Raw genomic sequence first — 22,764 nt, 5'->3', positions numbered from 1 at the left:
AATATATAATTTAATAACAAAAACAATATTACTATAATTATATATTTTTAACAAAATTTAACAAAAAACAATCATCCAGTTAACATATTAGATAACAGCTTTTTAACAGGAAAATCCGCCTTAACTAAGACGGATTCTAATATTAAATAAACTACGCTCAAATTAATTTTTTATGTTTATAGTAATGGGCAGAGTAAAAGAAGTACGTACGGGTACACCATTTAACTCTCCAGGCTGCCATTTCTTTTCTATTGAACTAAGCGCCCGTGCAGCCTCTTCACCCAAGCCGTAACCCGGATCTTTAATCACTTTTATATTGGTAATTTCACCATTTGTTTCTATTACAAATGATAAATATATTTTTGCAGTAAGATCTTTGTCAATCTCCGGCATTGCAAAAGATTTTTGTATCGTACCCATGAATGATGATATCCCGCCGGGAAACTCAGGTTGCTTTTGCAACGCATCTAAATTGTAAACTTCACCATTTTGCTCAGTATTATCTTTGGCTATTTTTTGCACCTCAGTACTCTTTGTATCAGTATTGTCATCAGCGCAGGAAACAAATATCATTGCTATAGCAAGCGGCAGTACAGCCATCTGTTTAATGATTTTTTTAATCGGATTTGAAGTTTTTGTAATCATGTCGAGTCTTTTTTTGGTTATTAAAAAATTCAGATTGTGGGCTAATTTCACATTGGTTTTATAAGATGCTTTTTCGAGCAATAACTCCAAGTATTGTAGGGTATCGTTACCTTGCTGCACAACGGCCTGGTCTGCAAGAAACTCATGATTTAGCTGCATCGCTCTTTTATAAAAGTAGAGCAACGGGTTAAACCAAAATACCATTTTTAATATTTCAATAAATACAACATCAAGCGTATGCCACTGCCTGGCATGAGCCAACTCGTGTATAAATAGTTGCTCTGGTATGGCATTATGTTCATACTCACTACGGTTTACAAACACCATATTAGCAAATGTATAAGGCAGTGGTAAACCATCAACAAGCACAAATATGTACCTATACTTTTTTACTACCTTATTAATGTATGATGTTTTGTAAAACGCCCGTATCCCTGATATAAAACGCACCAAAAACAGTAACGCGACCAAAGCATAGACCGCAACAACAGCAATGTACCAACCAGCTGTATGGCCTGTTTCCGCATCTGCTTTATCTGTCAGAATCAATTCCGGCAGCTCTGCACTATATAAACCAGGCATATCTTGTATGCTTACAAAGGGTAATATGAGCGAAAACACTAACGCCCCTAAAAGATAAAAGCGGTTAAAGCGGTGCATTTTTTCTTTTTCCAGGAACAAGTGGTAAATACCAAACAGCACAGCCATTGCAATTGTTGATTTTAAAAGAAATGTTACCATGGCAGTAAGCTTTTAGTTAATTTGTACAGGTAACGTATAACTTGTAGTTACCGGTTTGCCCTTTAAAATTCCGGGCTTCCATTTGGCCGACATTTTAAGTATCCTTAGTATTTCGTCGTTAGTACCAGCATCATCGGCATTAAGCACCTTAGCGTGGCTTAGCGTACCATCCTTGCTGATAACTACATTAAGGTAATACACCGATATCTCTTTGTTAGCCGATGCAGGCATTTTAAAATTATCAGCTATAAGCCCTTTAAATTTCTGTATACCTCCCGGGTATTGTGGCATTTTATCAACATCGGTATAATTATATGCTTCTTTTTCATTAAGATATTTCATGGCAGCATTTACACTGCTAAATTTTTTAGGCTTTGCCGCAGCCACAACCTTATCATCTTTATATACCTTAAGAATACTTATTTTATAAATGGTATCAGGATAATGTGTAAGCTCCCTATTTTTAAAATGCTTGTTATAGTAGGGCAATGTATACAGGTAATATTCAAATATCTGCGGACGCTCTTTTGTTAGCGATTCTTTTGCTTTTATAATAACAGTATGATATACAAACTCTTCTGCCGTATGCTTCTTTAAATCAGCATTATCAATCGGGTTTCCGTCTACCTCAACATAATATCCTTTTTTGTCCTGCAGCTTTTTATAATCAGCTCCGGAAAGATAATTCATCGGGTATCCGTCTGGAACATTAAAATAAAAGCGTGTTTTCTCTTTTTCGGTTAATTCCTCAAACGGCTTATCAATATACACATTATCAGCCTGGTCGTCTATGAGTACTTTTACACCGCTGTAATAAGCATCGCGTTTCTTTTTATAGTCGGCAGAATCTTTAAGGCTAGCCGATGCTAATGCTTCTACAGCCGTTTTACCTTTTGCAGGCACCTGCTGCGCCACAGTTTTAGTACTTAGTGCATAAATTGTACCGCCAATAATAGGCAATACGGCCAGTTTTAAAATAAGGCCTTTGGTCTTGGTGGTGGTTTTGGTCATCATAATAAAACGTTTTTTAGTTACATTAAAATTAATGCTGCTGGCCAGGGCATAAGGCGTATAAGGCATCGCCTTGTCCAGCAGCATTTTTTGGTAGGTTGGTATATTACAAAATTGGTTTATGGTTCGTTCATCGGCCAGAAACTCATGGTTTAGCTGTATGGCATGCTTGTACATATACAAAAGCGGATTAAACCAAAACAGCGTTTTAAGCACTTCAACAAACAGAATATCAAGCGTATGTTTTTGCCTTACATGGGTAAGCTCATGGGTAAAAACCTCTGGGGTTATTTGACCGGATTCATATTCAAGGCGGTTAAGATAAATGGTACTCAAAAATGAATGGGGCTGCACAGGTATATCTAGTAATACTAGCGTAGCATCTTTATAAGGTTGTACCGAATTATATTTTTTAAGACTGTATAACCTTGCTATGTTTGAGATAAACCTGGCGCCCAGAATTAATGTTATTAATAAATAAACAGAAATAAACAAATAGGGCCAGTAATCTACCGCAGGTTCCTGAGGAACTGCAGTAACAAAAGCCTCGGCTCCCGGTGTACCATTGGGCATATTTATAACCATTGGTGTTTCTACAGGAAGTTGCTGCACTACCTCAACATAAACCGGAATAGTTATAAACGGCACACATAAAGACAACATTAATGCACCAAGAAGGTAAAAACGTTTAAAACGGTGCATTTTTTCTTTCGATAAAAAAACATGATATACCGCCAGCAAAATAGCCATGGTAAGTGCAGATTTTAATAAAAAGGCTGTCATTGCTTTTTCTTTTGAATTTCTGTGTCAATAATTTTACGGAGTTCTTCGAGCTCGGTTTTGCTCATATCAGCCTCTTTGGTAAAGAAAGAAGCAAATTGAGAAGCCGAATTATTAAAGAAACTTTTTATCATTACATTTACCTGTTTAGAAAAATAAGCTGACTTATCTACCTTAGGAAAATACTCACGGCTCTTGCCATACTCCTTATACCCTACAAAGCCTTTTTCGGTCATGCGCTTTAATAATGTAGCCACGGTGGTTGCAGCTGGTTTGGGGTCTGGAAAGGCATCTATAAGATCTTTCATAAAAGCTTTTTCCTGCTTCCATAAAATTTGCATTAACTGTTCTTCTGTTTTGGTAAGTTGCATTTGTTCTACAAAATTAGAATTGTTTCTACAAATGTAGAATAAAAATTCACACAGCAATATGTACAGATATTTTTTTTGAAACATTTAACAAAATTTTTATCTTTATCATTATAAATCAATCCAATACTTATGAAACAACTTGCTATACTACTACTTTTAGGCACAGCCGGCTTTGCTCAGCAGCACCATGACATTGCCCAGAATACAGTTACTGAGACCACCTTAAAGCCTGTAACCTTAAGCGAAGTGCAAATAAACCGTACCGGAAAGCGCAAGGAAAATGTTGTAAAACCAGTAACACACCAAAAAAACAGTGCCATGTTTATGTCAAGCATTGGCATGGAATACGCATTTCTTGTAACACCTGAAAAAGAAAATTCGGCACTGTATGCAATAACGCTGCCACTTATAAAAATTGCTTTTGAAGCAGAAGGAAGACCGGGTACTTTTGAACGAATTGAATACCACACACTTGTAAAAATTGAGTTACTGGCCAATGATAATGGTAAACCCGGAGATAAAATTGAAGGCCTTGAGCAGACTGCAATTGTAAATAATGAAGAAAACAATAAGCGTTTTGATATAAAGCTAAACAATGAAGCTGCCCTACCACAAGAAGGTGTTTTTGTACAGCTTACAATACTTGGCAGATGTGATGCAGCGGGTAACCTGAACCACGACAGAGACTTTATTGTTTATAAAGATAAAGACGACAATGGGAAAGAAAAGAAATGGATGGAATGGTGCCAGCCTAACTTCCCGCTTACACCGGCACCTAAAGGTACTACTACATTTTATAAAGACCCAAACTACAAAGAGGGTGGTTGGCAAACTATAAACGAACCGGCACTGCACCAGGTAAAAAAATATCCTGATTTTAATATCGGATTTGGATATACCACGGTTACTTATAAGTAATAGACCAATACAACTAAAAAATAAGGCTGTATAAAAAGTGTCATTCTGAATGTAGCGCAGCAGAATGAAGAATCTCAATTGGCTGATTTACATGAGATCCTTCCTTCGTCAGGATGACAAAAATGTTTATCAAAGTACTTATAAGACAGCCATTTGTTATAATGAAACTTGATGCTTATTTTATTTTTACGGTTATCGGCATAAAGTATGCTGTACGCACTGCTTTACCTTTTACCTCTCCCGGCTTCCATTTTGTAGTAAGCTGTTTAAGTACGCGTACCGCCTCGGCCCCCAGGCCATAGCCGGGATCTTTTAAAACTTTGATGTTTGAAATACTACCGTCTGTTTCTATAATAAAGGAAACATGCACTTTGGCATTTAACTCTTTGCCTATCTGCGGATATCTGAATGTTTTGTTTATAAAGCTAAGAAGCTCAGTAACACCACCGGGAAATTCTGGCTGTACCGTGAGTTGTGTAATATGTACCGGCTCCTGACGTACGACGTCCTGCCTGCCATACTGCACATAATATGTATCAGTAACAGAATCATATTTTGGCGTGAAGGATACACTATCTGTTGCCAGGCTTTCGCCAACAGGCTTACGTATTAACACTGCCTCAAGTTGCATTTTGGGATTATTTATACGTGGTTTTATCGTGTCTGCTACGCTACCCCTAACTAAAAGTTTTTCGGCTGCCGGAAACGTATAACGGTATACATACCCCTGCACGCTCTTTATAATAAGCTGCATACCTGCTTTATGTTTATACTGTTCAAGGCTTGCAGCTGTTATACTATCAAATTTTTGCTGCGATATTTTTTCGCGAATAGTAATAACCGTGCGCTTTGCACTTTCCTGTACGCTTACCCTTATTTTGCGCTGCAGAGGCGCTACTGTTTGCACAGGCTTTTGGTTCGCAACAGTAACATTGGTCATAATAATAGAATCTGTTTCGGTAACAGGAGCTGCCTCTAAAACGTCTACCTCGCTCTTCATTGCTTTTTCAGGACCTGTTATTACACAATGCTCTTTAAGGGTATCTTTTACTGTACTTACCGTATCCTGAACTGCCACTACGGTTTCCTGCGGCTGCACCTCCGGCAGGTTTTTATTAATCTCTATATCGAGTTTGGTCGGCATAAAAAACACAACCAACACTCCTATCAGTACTATCCCTGACACTAACAACAGTAATCCCTTGCCTGTAAACAATCTGCCTTTGCCCGTAGTCTTAGTTGCCACAGGAGCAACATCCAGACCAGCTTCAATTTTAGCCCATAGGTCGGCACCCGGCTGTTCGTCAAACCGGTGGCTGTTTTCTTTAAAATATTTGTCGACCTGGTTATTATCCATGGCTTTGTGTTTTAGGGGAGTGGGTACTAAAAAAGGCTTTCTTTAACTTTTCACGGGCATAATTTAGCTGGCTCTTGCTGGTACCTTCGCTTATACCCAACTCTTGGGCTATTTCTGTGTGTTTGTAACCCTCTATTGCATACAGGTTAAATACAATACGTGCACCTTCAGGCAGTATTTTCAGCATTTGCTCAATGTCGCCTTCCAGTACTATAGTATCTGTAGCAGAATTATCCGGCAATGCTATATTTTCGGGTGTAACCTCATTCGTGAAATTTGTCTTTTTACGCAATTCCATCAGGCAACAGTTTACGGCAATGCGCAATATCCAGCCCTCAAAACTTCCCTCACTTTTATACTGCCCTATTTTTTGAAACACCGTAAGAAAAGTGTTCATTGCCATTTCTTCTGCCCTTTCCCTGTCTTTCATATACCGTTTACATATACCCAATACCTTAGCGCCAAATGTGCTGTACACCTGGTGCTGGGTTTTGCGATCCTGCTGCTGGCAGCCGGAAATAAGCTGGGCTTCGGTCATTTACTTAGAGCGTATCACTTTATCATTTATGTTATATTCTATAACTTCGGGCATTAGCACCTGCTCTGCCGGAATAAGTTCATCGTATACTATAGGCACCACTATTTTACCATGAAGGTTTATCATCCCAAATTCTTCATCAATGCTTACCATCAGCCAGTCTTTATTAAATGCATCGGCTGTGGTTATACTGTCGTAGTCAGGCTCGGCAATAATTTCTCCGTTGCGGTTTATCAGTCCGCTTTTGCCATCCTGTACAATTATAGCTACTTCAGGCTTTAATTCGCCAAAAGGGCGTAGCTCCTCATACACCGGGTTCAGCAACACATCGCCGTTGGCATTTAAATACCCCATACCTTCATGCGAAACGGTTTTTATCCACTTCGGCTGTGTAACATCGTTGGTTGCGTTTATAGTTTGTGCCTGTGTATACAATGATACAACTAAAAGCAAAAGGCTGAGCATCTTTTTCATGATAATGGTTTTAAGGTTCATTTCTTATAAAGATGCAGGTGGTTAAAAAAGGGTTGGAACGGGTATAAAAAAATCTGCCTTCATAGAGCAGATTTTTTTATTGGTTAGCAGTTGATGGCTGCCAGTTGTCAGGAGCTTCACTTAAAAGCCATACCGCAGAGATACCCAGAGTAAGCCCGGAGATTCTCAGAGCAAATTGAGATTGCGCTTACAGAGCGAGATCACAGAGTTGTGCGGAGACAGCATACAAACGCTCTGTGTTCTTACACCGAGGGTGTTACCTCTTTTTTTCTGCGAGACTCTGGGGTGTCTCAGGGAATCTCTGCGGTATCTTATGGCTATCTTGTCGAGAAACCAGCAATCAATAACTATTTAGAAAGCTCAGTAAAATATTTATAGAACAATGGTATTGTTTCAATTCCTTTCAGGTAATTAAAAATACCAAAGTGCTCGTTAGGCGAGTGTATTGCATCGCTGTCCAGCCCAAAGCCCATCATGATGGTTTTACTTTTCAGCTCTTTTTCAAACAACGCCACTATTGGTATACTGCCACCACTGCGCACCGGTATTGGCTTAATGCCAAAGCTCTCTTCATACGCTTTAGCAGCAGCCTGGTAGCCTATACTGTCTATAGGCGTTACATAAGCCTGCCCACCGTGATGCGGAGTAACTTTTACCGTTACCCCCTTAGGTGCTATAGCGGTAAAATGTTTGGTAAACAATTCGGTTATTTCGCTCCAGTCTTGTGCAGGCACCAGGCGCATAGATATTTTGGCAAACGCCTTACTGGCAATAACCGTCTTGGCACCTTCTCCGGTGTAGCCACCCCAAATACCGTTTACGTCAAGCGTAGGGCGAATGGAGTTCCGCTCGTTAGTAGTATAAGTTGCCTCACCATAAACATCTTCAATATCCAGTGCCTTTTTGTAAGCATCAAGAGAGAAAGGTGCTTTTGCCATTTCGTCGCGCTCCTCACGGCTCAGTTCTTCAACTTTATCGTAGAAACCCGGTATGGTAATGTGGTTGTTTTCGTCGTGCAGGCCGGCAATCATCTTTGCCAGTATGTTTATAGGGTTAGCCACAGCACCACCGTATAAGCCTGAATGCAGGTCGCGGTTAGGGCCGGTAACCTCAACCTCTACATAGCTAAGGCCGCGCAGGCCGGTAGTTATAGAAGGCTGGGTGTTACTTATCATACCGGTGTCAGATATCAGGATCACGTCGTTTTTAAGCTTTGCCTGGTTGCGTTCTACAAACCATGCAAGGCTTGGCGAACCCACCTCTTCTTCACCTTCAATCATAAACTTAACGTTGCAGGGCAGGTTGCCATTCTGCACCATATATTCAAGGGCTTTTACATGCATGTACATCTGGCCTTTATCATCGCATGCGCCACGGGCAAAGATGGCTCCATCAGGGTGCAGTTCTGTTTTTTTAATAACAGGTTCAAACGGTGGCGATGTCCACAGGTTTATAGGATCGGCAGGCTGCACATCATAATGGCCATATACTAATATGGTAGGCAGTGCCGGGTTGATGTTTTTTTCGCCATATACTATAGGGTAGCCCGGCGTTTCGCAAAGTTCTACATGGTCGCAGCCGGCAGCTTTAAGGCTGGCCAACACAGCATCAGCAGTGTTAACCACATCCTGGCTGTAGGCGCTATCAGCACTAACCGATGGTATTTTAAGCAATTCTATAAGTTCGTTTATAAACCGGTCTTTATTTTGACCGACATAATTTTTTATGTTATCCATTTATTATTAGATATATACGATTGGAAGCCAAATTTACTGAAAAAATAATAATTATTTTTTGTTCAATTTACTTGCAAGTTTGAAAAAGCAACGTATATTTGCACCCGTAATACTGAAACAAACTGTCAGTCATTATCAAACCTGCGGGTGTGGTGAAATTGGTAGACACGCCAGACTTAGGATCTGGTGCCTCACGGTGTGAAGGTTCGAGTCCTTTCACCCGCACAACAAAAGCTCTTGAGAAATCAGGAGCTTTTTTATTTTTACGATATATCGTAAATTTCATAATCAAACACTTTGATTGGCCTTGTAAATTTTATCAATACCCAGAAATGAAAATACAATACCTAAAAACACGATAAGCGACCTAACCCAGTTCATCGAACTCCATTCTGCCGCTAACCTCTTAAGCGTTTCGGTATCGGGTATCTTTTGGGAAACAAACATTATATCGTTTCTTGGGTGAAAGTAAATAAACGTAAATACATCTGCCGAGAAATAGCAGAATAATGCCAGTCCTAAAAATAACCGCACCTGTGATGACCTTCTCCAAAACACAATTAGCGCCAACAGAGCCAACACCTGTGTAAGCGGAGAGAATATTTTAAAAAAATCGCCGGGATTTACAGTCTTGAAGTATTCTCTTGTAGCTATTACCGATGCCGGAATATTACTTTCAACCGCAACTGCATTAACCAAAGAATTATAAATATTCACAAAGAGAATACCACTTGCAAAGGACACAGATGCCAAAACAATTACTTTTTTCATAGTGGGATGATGTTAAATTATTACCTGGTACTTCATATCACATTCGTTGATGCAGGACTAATTTAGGTTTTTAAAAACAAAAAACAATACGGTAACACACTCAAATATAACCACTTAATTGAAACATTACGATTTTTCACTATGATATTACAATTTCCAAACATCTTAAATATAAAAACTTAAGATACAACCCGTTAAATACGACCCTATATATATCTGAACAAATAAACGCAAGCAGCTTATTTTTTTCTTGCAAATATTAAAAACAGTTGTATATTTGCACCCACTTACTGAAACAACTACTTGTTTTTAAGTCAGCCTGCGGGTGTGGTGAAATTGGTAGACACGCCAGACTTAGGATCTGGTGCCTCACGGTGTGAAGGTTCGAGTCCTTTCACCCGCACAAAAAAAGCTTTTGAGAAATCAGGAGCTTTTTTATTTTTACGATATATCGTAAAAATATAGCATCACAAAACCTTTGCCTATATAAATAAAAAAGGCTTCTATAAAAGAAGCCATATATGCAAAATCGTATCTCTTTACCTCAACAAGCTAAAATGCCCTTTTATGGTGCGCCCATCGGTTAACGATATTACATACCAGTAATCTGTTGCAGGTAGCGGGTTACCGTTAAATGTACCATCCCACCCAGCGCCATCCGGCAAAATTGATGTTAGCAATTTACCATAGCGGTCGTATATAAAAATTTTACTGCCCACATAGTTTTCTCCACTTAGCCCCGGTATGCGCCAGTAGTCATTTTTACCATCGGCATTTGGCGTAAAATAGCCCGGTATAGACAGTACCCCTACCCGTTCGCTTACAATACCACAACCATTAGTTTCGTAAACATATACTGTATGCAGGCCCTCGCGCACGTGTTCAAAGTACGGGCTGTCCTGCCAGGGTCCATTTGGAGCATCAAGGCTGTATAGATAGGCCGACGGCGCACCACCAACAGGCACTGCCACTACGGTTACCGTATTATTATCGCTTAAATCAGCTACCACTACATCGGTTATTTTTGCCACGTTACCCGCAGTAACGGTTATTACACGTTCTTTACTGCACAATTGCGGATGCGAATTATCTGTAACGGTAACGGTATAATTACCCGGCTGGTTAACTAAGATGGCTCGGGTTGTAGCACCGGTAGACCATACATAAGAATATTGACTACCGCTTATACCGGCAGATAAGGTAACATCAACACGGGTATTAAGGCATACCGTAGCTGTATCCTGGGCCACAATTTTAGGAAGCGGCCATACATTAAGGTTTATCTGCCCTATACCCAGGCAACTGTTATTACTCTCTACACGTGCAAAAACTGTTTGTGCACCAGCTGTGGTATTCGTAAAGTTTGAACTTATTGCATTTTGCTCTAAAAGCGCATCATTTTCGGTAGCATAATAGGTTGCAGGGTCTACTCCACGGCCAAATCCTGCATCAGCAAGATTAAATTGTGTATAGCCATCTTCGATACTATCATCGCACTGCCCAAGGTTTACAGGAGTAAGCGCATTTACAGTAACCTGCAAATCCAGCGGTAGTAAACGGAAACAGCCGGTAGCTACATCTTGTAGTTTTGCGACAATGGTTTGGTTAAAAGGCGTAGTGTTTCTATATACCGTACCCAGCGCCCCCGTGCCCGACTGAGCACCTGTCATATCGCTATAATATACCACGCTGTAACGTGCATCGCCACCCGTAAACTGTAGGTTAGCCTGCGTTAGGTTAAATACCGTAAGGCCATCCGGACTGATACCCGCATCGCATTGTGCAAGTACTGTATTCTGTACATTTGGCGGCAGTAACCTAACATTCAGCTTTACTTCTTCAATAAAATTACAGGCTGCCGCCGCAGCGCTCTTTACGCTGGCAAAAACCGTAGCAGTACCGCTATAAAAATTTTGAGGCAAAGGACTGATTCCTGCCTGAGCATTAGCAAGTGTGCCATACCACGCCACTGTAAAGCCACTTTGAGAAACCATTTGCGCAGCGATATCCGAAAGATTAAATGTTGCCCTGCCGTTTGTATCGTCGCCATCCTGAGCATCATCACAAACAAAAAATTCTTTATTTGTAATCGAAGGCCCGTCAACAACCTTTAACTGAAAAGAGGTGGTAGCAAAACATTGCGGATTAGCATTATTAATTACCCGTGCAAATATGGCTTGCGGGTTACTAACATTTGTATAAGCATTAGGATTAAGCGGCGCACGGTTAACATCGGCATCGGCCTGTGTCAGGTAGTATGATACTGTAAAACCGGTTAGCCCCTGGGTTCCTAAAATTGAAGGCTTGGCATTGCTTAGTATAAAGCTTGCAAAGCCGTCGGCCGGGTTAGCGTCAGTATCGCACATTACTATATCGGTAATGGCGTTTGCCACCGGCACCGGTGTAACGGTTACCTGCTGCGTTACAACTTCTGTTTCGGCATTATGAATAATCGTAGCAGTTACGGTATAATTACCGGCAGTGCCATAAGTATGCACTGGTTCGTTAACCGACACAGCCGGGCTTCCGTCGCCCAGGTTCCACGATATACTGTCAAATCCGCCATTTACATGAAGTTTAAATGTTGTAGGCTGCCCCAGGCAAACCTGGTCTGCAACAATACTGGCAGAAAATAATGACGTAATAAAGGGCGGCAGCCCAAAAACACTATTAGAATCTATAGGCAGCCGTACAGTAGCAAGCGCATATCCGCAGGCTACACCATCTTCTTCGGGGTTATTAATAACATCCAGAGATGTACCGCCATTAATTGCTTTATATATTTTTCCGTTAGGGCCAAGCTGCAAGGTTGTAGAAGATCTTCCTGTTGCTACTGCTACACCAGAATTAGGGATGTCCGGATTTAAAAGATCGTACTGCATTACGGTGCCTTCACGTCCTCCGCCGCCTGCCATTTGCTGGTAAGAAACGTATAACTTTTTCTCTTTCGGAGAAAACTCCACTCCATATGCCGCTACATCTTGTATAATGGCTAGAGGATTAGATAAAATACCCGTGGCCTTATCAAAATCATACAGGTACACATTACCACCATCCGAAAATTGACCGGTCAGGTTACCTATCTGCTGATGGGCAATGGCAATATAATTACCATTTGGCGATGCCTTTATGCAACCTACAGCATTACGCCTGTAGCCACTAACAGGCACTACCGGGTTTAATCTGCTAACAACAGGCGTAGTATTTACCCCGGCCGCAGTAACCTCAAAGGCATAAAACTTATCTATAAACTGGGTTATTACCCAAAAACCTGTACCATTATTGTTTTTTACAGCAGTAATTTTTTCAGAACATTTGTACTTAGCCTCATCTGTTATAAGAGGGTCATAAGTATATAAATGCACATTTCGGGTTGTAACATCGCCTATATTACCGGCAGGGCTTGTAACAGATAAATCTACAATACTATAATTAAGCCCGTTATTAAGCCCATCATCAGCTGTGGGTGTGCTTTGCGTTTCACCATTTTCAGATGTTCCTTCCTGATAAGGACCTGAATAACGGTTAGGATACACCGATGCGTTAACATGATGAGGCTCGTCTACCGTAAAAATATAATAAATATTAGGATCACCCTTTTTAGGTACGATAATGGCCGATTGTGTACTTGAGGGGTCGCCCAGCAGGCCAGTGCCGCCAAAATAATCAGCATTAGGCATTATTGTGTGGTTTCTGTCCCATACGGTACGCCCATCGGTATAAAAAAGCAGGTTGCCAGCTGCATCACTTATAGAACTGCAACCTTCATTGGTTTGCATTTCTCCTCCTGCAAGCGCACTTACGCTGCCGTCATCATTAAAATGCAAACCCGCGTTAATACCAAAGTACCAGTTACTGGCTTCCTTTTGGGCAAAACCCGAAATATAAAAGAGCAAAAAGAGGATGTAATATGTGTTTTTCAATTTCTGACAAAAAAAATGTTTTCAAATTTAAGATAATTAAGCACATAGTACTAAAACAAGCTTACAAATTTAACCGCCTTAAAAGCATACTTTACCGCAATTACCCCAAATACTCTATTAATATTAAGTAGTTTTGTATATTATCTAGTTTTTATGTCAAAAAAATCGCAAAACTACATACTACATATTTTGGGCTGCCTGCTCTTTATAAGCATCCCGGTGTTATCGTCGCCTGACTTTAACACCAATACCGAACTTATGAAGCTTGCCCCCTTTAGGCAAACGTTTTTTAAATTTGTACTGCTGCTTTGCTTTTTTTATGTAAACTACCTGTACATCATTCCAAGGTTTTACTTTTCAAAAAAATATTTCTACTTTGTTATAAGCATTGTAATTTGCTTTTGCATCATTGCTTACCTGCCACATTACCTTATTCCCTTTAAAGGCTATCATGGCCGCACCCCTCTGGAAGATGATATGCCCATGCCACCGCCCGGCTCTGGTTTTAACCCCAGGAACGGTGGCCCGTTTCCGTTCATGCACTTTGCATTTGGCGGGTCGTTGTTACAGGTATTACTTGTATTTTCTTTATCATTTTTATTACGCGTAAACCAGCGGCTAAGCGATATAGAGAGCGAAAAATTAAAAACACAGGTAAGTTATCTCAGGGCACAAATAAACCCGCATTTTTTGTTTAATACCCTAAACAGCCTCTATGCGCTTGCCCTGGAAAAAAGTGAAGCTGCACCCGAGGCCATACTCAAACTTAGTGGCATGATGCGCTATGTGGTAACCGAGAGCGACAGGGAACACGTAGCACTGGAAAACGAAATAAAATACATCCAGAATTACATTAGCCTGCAAAAGCTTCGCATGGATGATAATACCTGCCTAAACTTTACAACTAAAGGTGATACAGGGGGTAAATACATATCGCCTTTATTATTGATACCCTTTATAGAGAATGCCTTTAAGTATGGGCTAAACCCCGAAGAAAAATCGGCTATTGAAGTGCATCTGGCAATTTCTGAAAAGCACCTGTCACTACGGGTAAAAAACAACAAGGTAAACATTACGCTTCCTTATGATGAAAAAAGCGGCCACGGCTTAGAAAATACACGAATGAGGCTGCAATACCTGTATCCTGACAAGCACAATTTATCTATCTTTGATACTCCCGAAACGTTTGAAGTACAACTTACCATAACACTTGTATGATTAAAGCAATAGCAATAGACGATGAGCCACTGGCACTAAAAGTAGTGTCGCATTTTTGCGGGCAGGTAGATTATCTGGAGCTTACAAAAAGCTTTACAAAAACAGATGAGGCACTTGCATATATCGAAAAAAACCCAGTAGACCTGCTGTTTCTGGACATACAAATGCCCGGAAAAAACGGCCTGGATTTTTACAAAATGCTCAGCCCAGAAACCATGGTTATTTTTACTACTGCCTATAGCGAATATGCCGTAGAGGGCTTTAATGTAAATGCTATAGATTATTTGCTAAAGCCTTTCTCTTTTGAACGTTTTTTAGCCGCTACAGATAAGGCTGTAAAAGAACAACGCGTGCGCAGTGAAGGCAAAGGCACAGATAATTACCTCCTTATACGGGCAGATTATAAACTGCACCGCCTTAGTTTTGACGATATCCTGCTTATTGAAGGGCTGGATGATTATATACGCATACACATTAAGGGTAAAACGGCCATTACTGCACGTATGTCTATGAAAGCAATTTTAGAAAAGCTGCCTCAACCAGATTTTTTAAGGGTGCACCGCTCTTATATCATACCGCTTCAAAAGGTAAAAAGCCTTTACAATAAAACCATACAGATAGAAGATTTTGTAATTCCTGTAGGAGATACCTATAAAGATAGTGTAGCCAGGTACTTTTAAAAAAAGTTACGCCACAAAAACAATCTTACTGAAATTCAACTCAATAAATATTTTTATGTTAAAAATTTAACATAAAAATATTTCCTGTTGGACTGAATTTAAATACCTTGCGTCACTTTTTTAACATTTTTACCTGAACTTGATAACAAGATGAACAAAATTACAATGAGAGCTGTTTTTATAACAATTTTCTCTTTTAGCATGGCATTACAGGCGCAGCAGTTACCCAAGGCATTTGGAAGGACTGTAAAAAGCGTAAATCCTGAAAATGGGCTGGTACGCTGTGCTACTACAGAATATGAAGAATACCTGCAGGAACAAGACCCTAAACGCGAAACCCGCGCACAGTTTGAAGCATGGCTGGCTCCTAAAGTTGCCGAGGTACAGGCTAAGAGGCTGGCAGGGAAATCTGTAAATGCTATAATTACTATACCTGTTGTGGTGCACGTTATACACAATGGCGATGCTATAGGCCGCAATGAAAATATTTCTGATGCACAAATACTATCGCAAATTACGGTACTTAACCAGGACTACAGGAGAATGCTTGATACCCCCGGGTACAATACCAGCGCAGTAGGTGCCGACGTTGAAATAGAATTTTGCATGGCAAAGGTAACACCTACCGGCAGCGCTACAAATGGTATAGACCGCGTAAATCTTTCTACTGCAAATTATCCGTCTACAGACGATATTGATAGAGATGTAAAACCCGCTACGATATGGAGCCCTACGAAATATTTTAATATCTGGACTGTTGATTTTGGCAATAACTCAGATTTGTTAGGCTATGCACAATTTCCAACAGGATCTGGTGTAGCAGGCGTAAGCCCTAATGGTGGCTCTACTACCGATGGTGTAGTTATAGGATATAAGTACTTTGGTTCGTCTGCCATTTATCCGCAAGGAAATTATGGCGGCAGCGTAAGTCAAAATCCTTATCAGTTTGGACGTACTGCCACACACGAAATTGGCCACTGCCTTGGATTATTGCACGTATGTGGTGATGATTTCCAGTCATGTATTGTAAACGCCACAGACTCTAATAAAGACTATTGCCCAGATACACCAGCCACTAAGCGTTATAACTATGGCTGTACGACTACAAATTCCTGCCCTAACAGCCCGGGTAACGATATGATAGAAAATTACATGGAATATACAGATGACCAATGTATGAGCATATTTACCCAAAATCAAAAAAACAGGATGATAGCGGTTATGAATAATGCCGTGCGCAGAAAAGAATTAAAAACATCTACAGTATGCCAAACACCGGCAGGTATACAAGATTTTGATTATTTAAACGGCATTAACCTGTACCCTAACCCGGCTACAAGTGTTGTTAACATAGCAATAGCTAACGGCGACCTGCCGGATAGCTTTACCGTTTACAACAGCCTTGGCCAGCAGGTAAGCACTATTGCTGTAAAAGGCACTGCAAATCTTACTGTAAATACTTCGGGCTACAGCACAGGCATCTACTTTGTAAAAGTTAGCAAAGGAAACCAGTCTAAGACACTTAAATTTGTTAAGCAATAATCTGGCTTAATCATCATAAAAAAACGGAGGCTCTAAAAAGGCCTCCGTTTTTTTATATATTTATTTCTACTACAAAACCCTCATAAGACCGTACATTGAGTACCGTGCCATCTTCAAAAATAAGGTACTGCCCTTTTATACCGGCCAGCTTACCACTATAATTAGGCGTAGTACCCAGGTTGAGGCTATTTATTTTTTTAGGATATTCTAAAACAGGGTAATCTAACGTGTAAAGTTTTTCTGCAGTGGCATCAAAATAATCACGCACTTCATCGGGCAGCAGTGCCTTGGTTTCGTTACGGCGCGCTAGCAGGTCAATAGGCGCTACATCATTAACCAACATTTTTTTCCAGTTAATCTTATCAGAAAAATAATTTTTAAGCGCTACCTCAGTAATACCTGCAAGATAGCGGTTAGGCACCTCAATAAGAGGGGTGGCATAACTCGCACCCTGGTCTATCCATCGGGTAGGCACCTGCGTTTTTCGGGTTACCCCTACTTTCAGGTCGCTGCTTGCCGCCAGGTACACCACATGTGGCTGTAACTGCACACGCTGCTCATAAGCAAGGTCGCGGTCTGCAATACCCAGGTGGGCGGTGCTTAACTCCGGGCGCATTATCCAGTCGCCTGCGCTGGGTATGCTGTAAAAACAGTCGTAGCAAAAACCCATGCGCCATATCTTTTTTTTCTTGCCACAGTTAAGGCACTGAAATCCCCTGAAGTTTATCTCCATACCCCTGCCCAGCAGCTGATTCATGTGTATAAAACTATCTTCAAACACCAGGTAGTATTGTATTGGGCTGCCCAGCTCTGTTTGCATTTTTGTAAGTACGCCTTCGTATCGCATGAAAAAATTTAGTATATTTAGGGCACTAAAGATACTAAAATATGGCTTTGCCCATCATAAATTCAATAGCTTCATGGATACTTAAAAAGCGCATCCACGACATGGAGCTTTTTTTAAAATACCCTAACGAAGTGCAGGAAGAATTGCTGCACAACCTGTTAGATACGGCAGAAAACACGGTAATTGGCAAGAAATACGATTTTGCATCCATTAAAAATTATGCCACTTTTGCCCGCCGCGTACCGGTTTCTACTTACGAAGACCTGGAACCCATGATAGAGCAGACCCGACAGGGAGAGCAAAATGTTTTTTGGCCCAGCCCCATAAAATTCTTCGCAAAATCCAGCGGTACTACAAATGCCAAAAGCAAATTTATACCTGTAAGCAGCGAAGCTTTAGAAGACTGCCATTACAAAGGCAGTAAAGACCTGTTATGCCTTTACCTGAACAACAACGAAGGTTCTCAACTATTTACCGGCAAGAGCCTGCGACTGGGTGGCAGCAAGCAGTTGTATGAAGACAAGAACACCGTTTTTGGCGACCTCTCTGCCATACTGATAGATAACATGCCTTTTTGGGCAGAACTAAGCAGTACCCCAAGCAGCCGCGTATCGCTTATGGGAGAATGGGAGAGCAAGCTTGCCGCCATAGTAAGCGAAACGGTTAATGAAAATGTTACCAGTTTTGCAGGCGTACCCAGTTGGATGATGGTTTTACTAAACCGCATAATGGAGCAAACAGGCAAAACCAACCTGCTCGAAATATGGCCTAACCTTGAGGTATATTTTCATGGTGGGGTAAGTTTTGAACCCTACCGTACCCAGTACCAGAACATATTACCTAAACCTGATTTTAAATACTACGAAATATACAATGCCAGCGAAGGCTTTTTTGCCATTCAGGACAGTAACGACAGTAATGAGTTGCTGCTAATGCTGGACTACGGTATTTTTTATGAGTTTATCCCTATGGATACCTTTGGCACAGACCGCCAGCGCGTTATTCCGCTAAGTGAGGTAGAACTCAATAAAAATTATGCCGTAGTACTTACTACTAACGGTGGCTTATGGCGATATATGGTGGGCGATACTGTAAGGTTTACTTCCCTTAGCCCTTATCGCATACGGGTAAGTGGCCGCACCAAGCACCATATTAATGTATTTGGCGAAGAACTGATGGTAGAAAATACAGATAAAGCCATAGCCAAGGCCTGCAAACTTACCGGCGCAGAAGTGCTTGATTATACCGTAGCCCCTATTTTCATGGAAGGCCGCGAAAAAGGCGCACATGAATGGATTGTAGAATTTAGCTGCCACCCGCAGGATCCTGAGGCTTTCCGCACCCATCTTGATGAAGCATTGCAAAGCGTAAACAGCGATTATGAAGCCAAGCGCTACAACAGCATGACGCTAAACAAACTGGTGCTTAATGTGGCCCGTCCTAAATTATTTTATGACTGGCTAAAAGAACAGGACAAACTGGGCGGACAGCACAAGATACCAAGGCTAAGCAACGAGCGCACCTACCTTGAGCAGCTAAAGGCATTACAAAAGGAAGACAGCATGCTCGCCTAAAACTTTAACACACAGATTTACAACACACTGACCCTTTTGGCATTACCTTTGCTTAGTACTGTACAACTAAAAGAAATTACTAAAGCGAAGATGATGATGAAAAGAAAGTACATGATGATTTTAGGAGCAGGGTTACTACTTATGGCAAGCTGTAGTTCTACACCACGCTATGGTTGCAGTGGCCGCCGATGTATTGTAGAAACACAAAAAGCACCTGTAAAAACAATAACTAAAGAGACTAAGCAAAACGCTTAACAATCTTAAGACGCATTACAAAGCAGCCGGATAACGGCTGCTTTTTGTTTTACCGTAATCACTATTTTTGCATAAACCTTACCCTATGCCTTTTAACATCATTCAAAGCCACAAAGAAGATATAAAAACGATACTCGATTGCATAAACAGCTACAATCAGCAGCAGGTAGCGGCACTTGCCGAAGTTTGGACACCGCTTGAATTTTCTGTAAAAGATGATAACGACACCCTTATTGGCGGACTGCTGGGCGGCATAGGAGCGTGGAACGGTTTTGAAATACGCATACTGTGGGTGGCCGAAACACATCGGGGCAGCGGTATTGGAGGCAGGCTTTTGCAACACGCCGAAAACGCAGCCCGCCAAAAAGGCGCAACTATTGCTATGCTGGATACATTTAGTTTTCAGGCCGAAGCATTTTACCTGAAACATGGCTATACCGCTGTTGGAGAAATTAAAGATTTTCCGTTGGGACACAGGAGAATTTATTTTTCGAAAACCCTGTAATATCTTTGTAACATCAATTATCACAACGTAACTAAAGCGCCGTTCGTCGTGCGCAAACTGTCAATTATATTCTAAATTTTAAGAGATTTGAGATTTTTTTAGTACGTTTGATACATGAATGCTAAGAATTACGGACAGGATCCTGAGAACGAACGGAAACGAATTAAGGAGTTAAGAAGCTATAACATACTTGACACCCTTAATGAAAAAGATTACGACGATCTTACCACTCTTGCTGCCATAATTTGCGATGCTCCTATGGCACTCATCAGTATGGTAGATCAGGACAGGCAGTGGTTTAAGTCGAGCTATGGCCTTGATGCCGAAGAAACCCACCGCCAGTATTCGTTTTGCTCTCACGCAATTCTTACCCCCGAAGAACCTTTTATTGTAGAAGACTCCCGCGAAGACGACCGCTTTAAAAACAACCCTTTTGTAACTGATGAGCCCAAAATTGTTTTTTATGCCGGCATCCCGCTTGTATCCGGTAACGGATATGGCCTGGGTTCGTTTTGTGTGGTAGACACCAAACCCCGTGTACTTACTGACAAACAGCTAGAAGCCCTAAAAATACTGGCACGCCAGGTTATGAACCTTTTAGAACACCGCAAGGCTACTGCCGAACTGCACCTGCAAAAAGAACTTCTTGAGGTAAAATCTAAAAACCTGGATAGTATTGTTGCAGCTAGGGTAGCTGAGGCTTTAAAAAAAGTGAAGTAACATAAGTATATCAAAGTATCTTTGATTGCAATTATAAAACTACACTATAAAAGTGGATGGATATTGTCAGAATTTTTATTCTAACTTTACGACTACAAACCACCCATAATGAAATATAGTTTTATCATAATCCTTTTGCTTCTTTGCTATTCATGCCAAAAGGTTGAATTCTTTGACTACACTGAAAAAGAATTAGTTGATGTGAAGAAATTCCTCAGGAAGAAAGATTTCAAACATCACTCTCAAGGCACTTATCTTTTTCATCATGATACCATAATATCCAACTATCTACTTGATAAAAAGTACACATTAGAAATTATTAAATTTAATAATCTTACAGATACTCGTAAAGTAGATATTAACGCTAATATTCCGTATGAGTCAATTAACTCGGCGTTTACTAACATTGAAGATACACAATATGATCTAAATTATAATTTATACGGTTTCTCCAAAGTAAAGGAAATAAACTCATTACATTTTTCTTCTGATGGAGAAATCAGTCGTATATATTCTAATGATACAATACAGGTATATCACACTGCTTATGAACATTTAGTTTTTTACCCAAATAACCAAAAAGACACAAGGATAATCATTAAGAACACCAATTTCAGTAAACAACAATTAAAATCTGACTTTGCATTTTACAGGAAAGACAATGATATTTATTTTCTATTGCTTACATCTACGACCCCTGAGGATGTTAAGGCCGGAACTTTACTGAATTATTTAAATCTGTAGAATGCTTAAAATAAATGAGCATTCATTATCCGACAGATTAATTACACTTTCACACAATTCATCATCTTTTTACAAATTACTACTGTTTTTTGCTGCTTTGGCTGTAGTGTTTTACAGATTATGAATGTGGTTTCATAATTCGGGAAATTCGCATAATTCGCGGCAAAATCTGAAACAATAAACTTCGCCGAATAAACTTTTCACGCTATCTTTGCACTTTGAAATCAGCCTTAATAATAGGCTGTTAGCATTTTTTAAATTATGAAGTTAGACAGAAAAGAAATACTCAAAGCCCTTGAGACCATAACCCTTGCCGGAGAAGGCCAGAATATGGTAGAAAGCGGCGCTATACGAAACGTACTTACCTTTGGCGATGAAGCAGTTGTAGAGCTTGTAATGACCACACCGGCCATGCACATACGCAAGCGTGCCGAAGCCGATATCATTAAAACCATTCACGAAAAAATATCTCCGGATGTAAAAATTAAAGTGAATGTAAAAGTTGAAGCTCCTGAAAAGCCTGAAATTAAGGGCAAATCAATACCAGGCATCAGCAATATTATTGCAGTATCTTCGGGTAAAGGCGGTGTAGGTAAATCTACCATTACGGCTAACCTTGCCGTTACCCTTGCTAAAATGGGCTTTAAAGTAGGCGTTCTTGATGCCGATATCTACGGGCCTTCTATGCCTATAATGTTTGATGTAGAGCGCGAGCGCCCTATATCTGTAACCATAGACGGCAAAAGCAAAATGAAACCTATTACCAGCTATGGTGTAGAAATACTTTCGATAGGATTTTTTACAAGTCCTGAGCAGGCCGTTATATGGCGTGGCCCAATGGCGGGTAAAGCACTAAACCAGATGATATGGGATGCTGACTGGGGCGAGCTTGACTTCCTGTTGTTAGACCTTCCTCCGGGAACGGGCGACATCCACCTTTCTATCATGCAGTCGCTGCCTATTACAGGTGCGGTTATTGTAAGTACGCCACAGGCTGTAGCACTTGCCGATGCCAAGAAAGGCGTGGCAATGTTCCGCCAGGAAAGTATCAATGTACCGGTACTGGGCATTATAGAAAACATGGCCTACTTTACACCGGAAGAACTTCCTGAAAACAAATACTATATCTTTGGTAAAGAAGGTGCTCGCAATCTTGCCGAAGACCTTGAAGTGCCTTTCCTTGGTGAAGTCCCTATTGTACAAAGCATACGCGAAGCAGGCGACTACGGCCGCCCTGCTGCCCTGCAAACCGCTACCCCGCTTGAAGCTTCATTTGAAGAACTTGCCCGTAACATTGTGCAGGAAACGGTAGACAGGAACGAAAACCTTCCTCCTTCTGAGGCGATTAAAATAACTACCATGGCCGGTTGTTCGGCGGTAAAAAAGAAATAAT

Annotated in this window: 20 protein-coding genes and 2 tRNA genes; 12 read left to right on the top strand and 10 right to left on the bottom strand. The window is 40.7% G+C overall.

The genetic code is table 11. From position 1 onward, the window contains the following. Window positions 1-162: 162 nt before the first annotated feature. The 3 genes from DYH63_RS20415 to DYH63_RS20405 are packed head-to-tail and all read right to left on the bottom strand — an operon-like array spanning window position 163 to window position 3,548. Window positions 163-1,386: a M56 family metallopeptidase gene (locus DYH63_RS20415; RefSeq protein ID WP_116790555.1), complete on the bottom strand. Its 1,224-nt coding sequence runs from the start codon at window positions 1,384-1,386 to the stop codon at window positions 163-165. 12 nt (window positions 1,387-1,398) lie between these two features. Further along, window positions 1,399-3,180, bottom strand: coding sequence for a M56 family metallopeptidase (locus DYH63_RS20410; protein ID WP_116790554.1), 1,782 nt, complete (start codon window positions 3,178-3,180; stop codon window positions 1,399-1,401). Further along, window positions 3,177-3,548: a BlaI/MecI/CopY family transcriptional regulator gene (locus tag DYH63_RS20405; protein WP_116790553.1), complete on the bottom strand. Its 372-nt coding sequence runs from the start codon at window positions 3,546-3,548 to the stop codon at window positions 3,177-3,179. The genes DYH63_RS20410 and DYH63_RS20405 overlap by 4 nt, the downstream gene beginning before the upstream one ends. A gap of 129 nt (window positions 3,549-3,677) precedes the next feature. On the opposite strand from DYH63_RS20405, the gene DYH63_RS20400 reads away from it, so the two are divergent. Continuing rightward, entirely contained in the window at window positions 3,678-4,466 is a 789-nt protein-coding gene (locus DYH63_RS20400; protein WP_116790552.1) for a hypothetical protein, read from the top strand. A 175-nt stretch (window positions 4,467-4,641) separates the two neighbouring features. Here the strand turns inward: DYH63_RS20400 and DYH63_RS20395 are convergent, their stop codons facing one another. From DYH63_RS20395 to DYH63_RS20380, 4 genes are all read right to left on the bottom strand, one after another. Next, a complete protein-coding gene (locus tag DYH63_RS20395; protein WP_116790551.1) occupies window positions 4,642-5,823 on the bottom strand; it encodes an energy transducer TonB in 1,182 nt (393 codons plus the stop codon). Beyond that, window positions 5,816-6,361 carry an RNA polymerase sigma factor gene (locus tag DYH63_RS20390; RefSeq protein ID WP_116790550.1) on the bottom strand — a complete coding sequence of 182 codons (546 nt, stop codon included), beginning with the start codon at window positions 6,359-6,361 and terminating at the stop codon, window positions 5,816-5,818. Before DYH63_RS20390 ends, DYH63_RS20395 begins: the two co-directional genes overlap by 8 nt. Next, window positions 6,362-6,835 (bottom strand): WG repeat-containing protein, encoded by a 474-nt coding sequence (locus DYH63_RS20385; RefSeq protein ID WP_162927112.1) that lies wholly within the window; start codon window positions 6,833-6,835, stop codon window positions 6,362-6,364. 368 nt (window positions 6,836-7,203) lie between these two features. Then, entirely contained in the window at window positions 7,204-8,592 is a 1,389-nt protein-coding gene (locus DYH63_RS20380) for a dipeptidase (protein ID WP_116790548.1), read from the bottom strand. A 143-nt stretch (window positions 8,593-8,735) separates the two neighbouring features. Here DYH63_RS20380 and DYH63_RS20375 point away from each other — a divergent pair. Continuing rightward, window positions 8,736-8,817, top strand: a tRNA-Leu gene (locus DYH63_RS20375). A gap of 63 nt (window positions 8,818-8,880) precedes the next feature. On the opposite strand, the gene DYH63_RS20370 is transcribed toward DYH63_RS20375, so the two are convergent. Continuing rightward, a complete protein-coding gene (locus tag DYH63_RS20370) occupies window positions 8,881-9,363 on the bottom strand; it encodes an anthrone oxygenase family protein (protein WP_116790547.1) in 483 nt (160 codons plus the stop codon). Window positions 9,364-9,684: 321 nt separating this feature from the next. Between DYH63_RS20370 and DYH63_RS20365 the strand changes: the two genes are divergently transcribed. After that, window positions 9,685-9,766 (top strand) — tRNA-Leu (locus DYH63_RS20365). A gap of 136 nt (window positions 9,767-9,902) precedes the next feature. Here the strand turns inward: DYH63_RS20365 and DYH63_RS20360 are convergent. Then, on the bottom strand, window positions 9,903-13,286 hold the full coding sequence (locus tag DYH63_RS20360; RefSeq protein ID WP_116790546.1) for an FIDD domain-containing protein: 3,384 nt from the start codon (window positions 13,284-13,286) through the stop codon (window positions 9,903-9,905). A 153-nt stretch (window positions 13,287-13,439) separates the two neighbouring features. Here DYH63_RS20360 and DYH63_RS20355 point away from each other — a divergent pair, with 153 nt between their 5' ends. The 3 genes from DYH63_RS20355 to DYH63_RS20345 all read left to right on the top strand — a co-directional run bounded on the left by DYH63_RS20355 (window position 13,440) and on the right by DYH63_RS20345 (window position 16,726). Beyond that, on the top strand, window positions 13,440-14,504 hold the full coding sequence (locus tag DYH63_RS20355) for a sensor histidine kinase (RefSeq protein WP_116790545.1): 1,065 nt from the start codon (window positions 13,440-13,442) through the stop codon (window positions 14,502-14,504). After that, window positions 14,501-15,184 (top strand): LytR/AlgR family response regulator transcription factor, encoded by a 684-nt coding sequence (locus DYH63_RS20350; protein WP_116790544.1) that lies wholly within the window; start codon window positions 14,501-14,503, stop codon window positions 15,182-15,184. The genes DYH63_RS20355 and DYH63_RS20350 overlap by 4 nt, the downstream gene beginning before the upstream one ends. A 150-nt stretch (window positions 15,185-15,334) precedes the next feature. Next, complete coding sequence (locus DYH63_RS20345) at window positions 15,335-16,726, top strand: T9SS type A sorting domain-containing protein (protein WP_116790543.1); 1,392 nt, start codon at window positions 15,335-15,337, stop codon at window positions 16,724-16,726. Window positions 16,727-16,778: 52 nt separating this feature from the next. Here the strand turns inward: DYH63_RS20345 and DYH63_RS20340 are convergent, their stop codons facing one another. Further along, window positions 16,779-17,573 (bottom strand): DUF2797 domain-containing protein, encoded by a 795-nt coding sequence (locus DYH63_RS20340; protein WP_116790542.1) that lies wholly within the window; start codon window positions 17,571-17,573, stop codon window positions 16,779-16,781. 41 nt (window positions 17,574-17,614) lie between these two features. Here DYH63_RS20340 and DYH63_RS20335 point away from each other — a divergent pair, with 41 nt between their 5' ends. The 6 genes from DYH63_RS20335 to DYH63_RS20310 all read left to right on the top strand — a co-directional run bounded on the left by DYH63_RS20335 (window position 17,615) and on the right by DYH63_RS20310 (window position 22,763). Further along, window positions 17,615-19,147 carry a GH3 auxin-responsive promoter family protein gene (locus DYH63_RS20335; protein ID WP_116790541.1) on the top strand — a complete coding sequence of 511 codons (1,533 nt, stop codon included), beginning with the start codon at window positions 17,615-17,617 and terminating at the stop codon, window positions 19,145-19,147. A gap of 36 nt (window positions 19,148-19,183) precedes the next feature. After that, a complete protein-coding gene (locus DYH63_RS20330) occupies window positions 19,184-19,402 on the top strand; it encodes a hypothetical protein (protein ID WP_116790540.1) in 219 nt (72 codons plus the stop codon). 85 nt (window positions 19,403-19,487) lie between these two features. After that, window positions 19,488-19,907, top strand: a complete 420-nt coding sequence (locus DYH63_RS20325; protein WP_116790539.1) for a GNAT family N-acetyltransferase — start codon at window positions 19,488-19,490, stop codon at window positions 19,905-19,907. Between the two features lie 114 nt (window positions 19,908-20,021). After that, window positions 20,022-20,627, top strand: a complete 606-nt coding sequence (locus DYH63_RS20320; RefSeq protein WP_116790538.1) for a GAF domain-containing protein — start codon at window positions 20,022-20,024, stop codon at window positions 20,625-20,627. A 108-nt stretch (window positions 20,628-20,735) separates the two neighbouring features. Next, on the top strand, window positions 20,736-21,371 hold the full coding sequence (locus DYH63_RS20315; RefSeq protein WP_116790537.1) for a hypothetical protein: 636 nt from the start codon (window positions 20,736-20,738) through the stop codon (window positions 21,369-21,371). Between the two features lie 261 nt (window positions 21,372-21,632). Then, window positions 21,633-22,763 carry an Mrp/NBP35 family ATP-binding protein gene (locus tag DYH63_RS20310; protein WP_116790536.1) on the top strand — a complete coding sequence of 377 codons (1,131 nt, stop codon included), beginning with the start codon at window positions 21,633-21,635 and terminating at the stop codon, window positions 22,761-22,763. Window position 22,764 lies beyond the last annotated feature (1 nt).

This window comes from Flavobacterium psychrotrophum, from assembly GCF_003403075.1.
Lineage (GTDB): Bacteria > Bacteroidota > Bacteroidia > Flavobacteriales > Flavobacteriaceae > Flavobacterium > Flavobacterium psychrotrophum.
The sequence above is the reverse complement of the archived record's forward strand: the minus strand, read 5'-3'. Positions and strand labels throughout refer to the sequence as shown.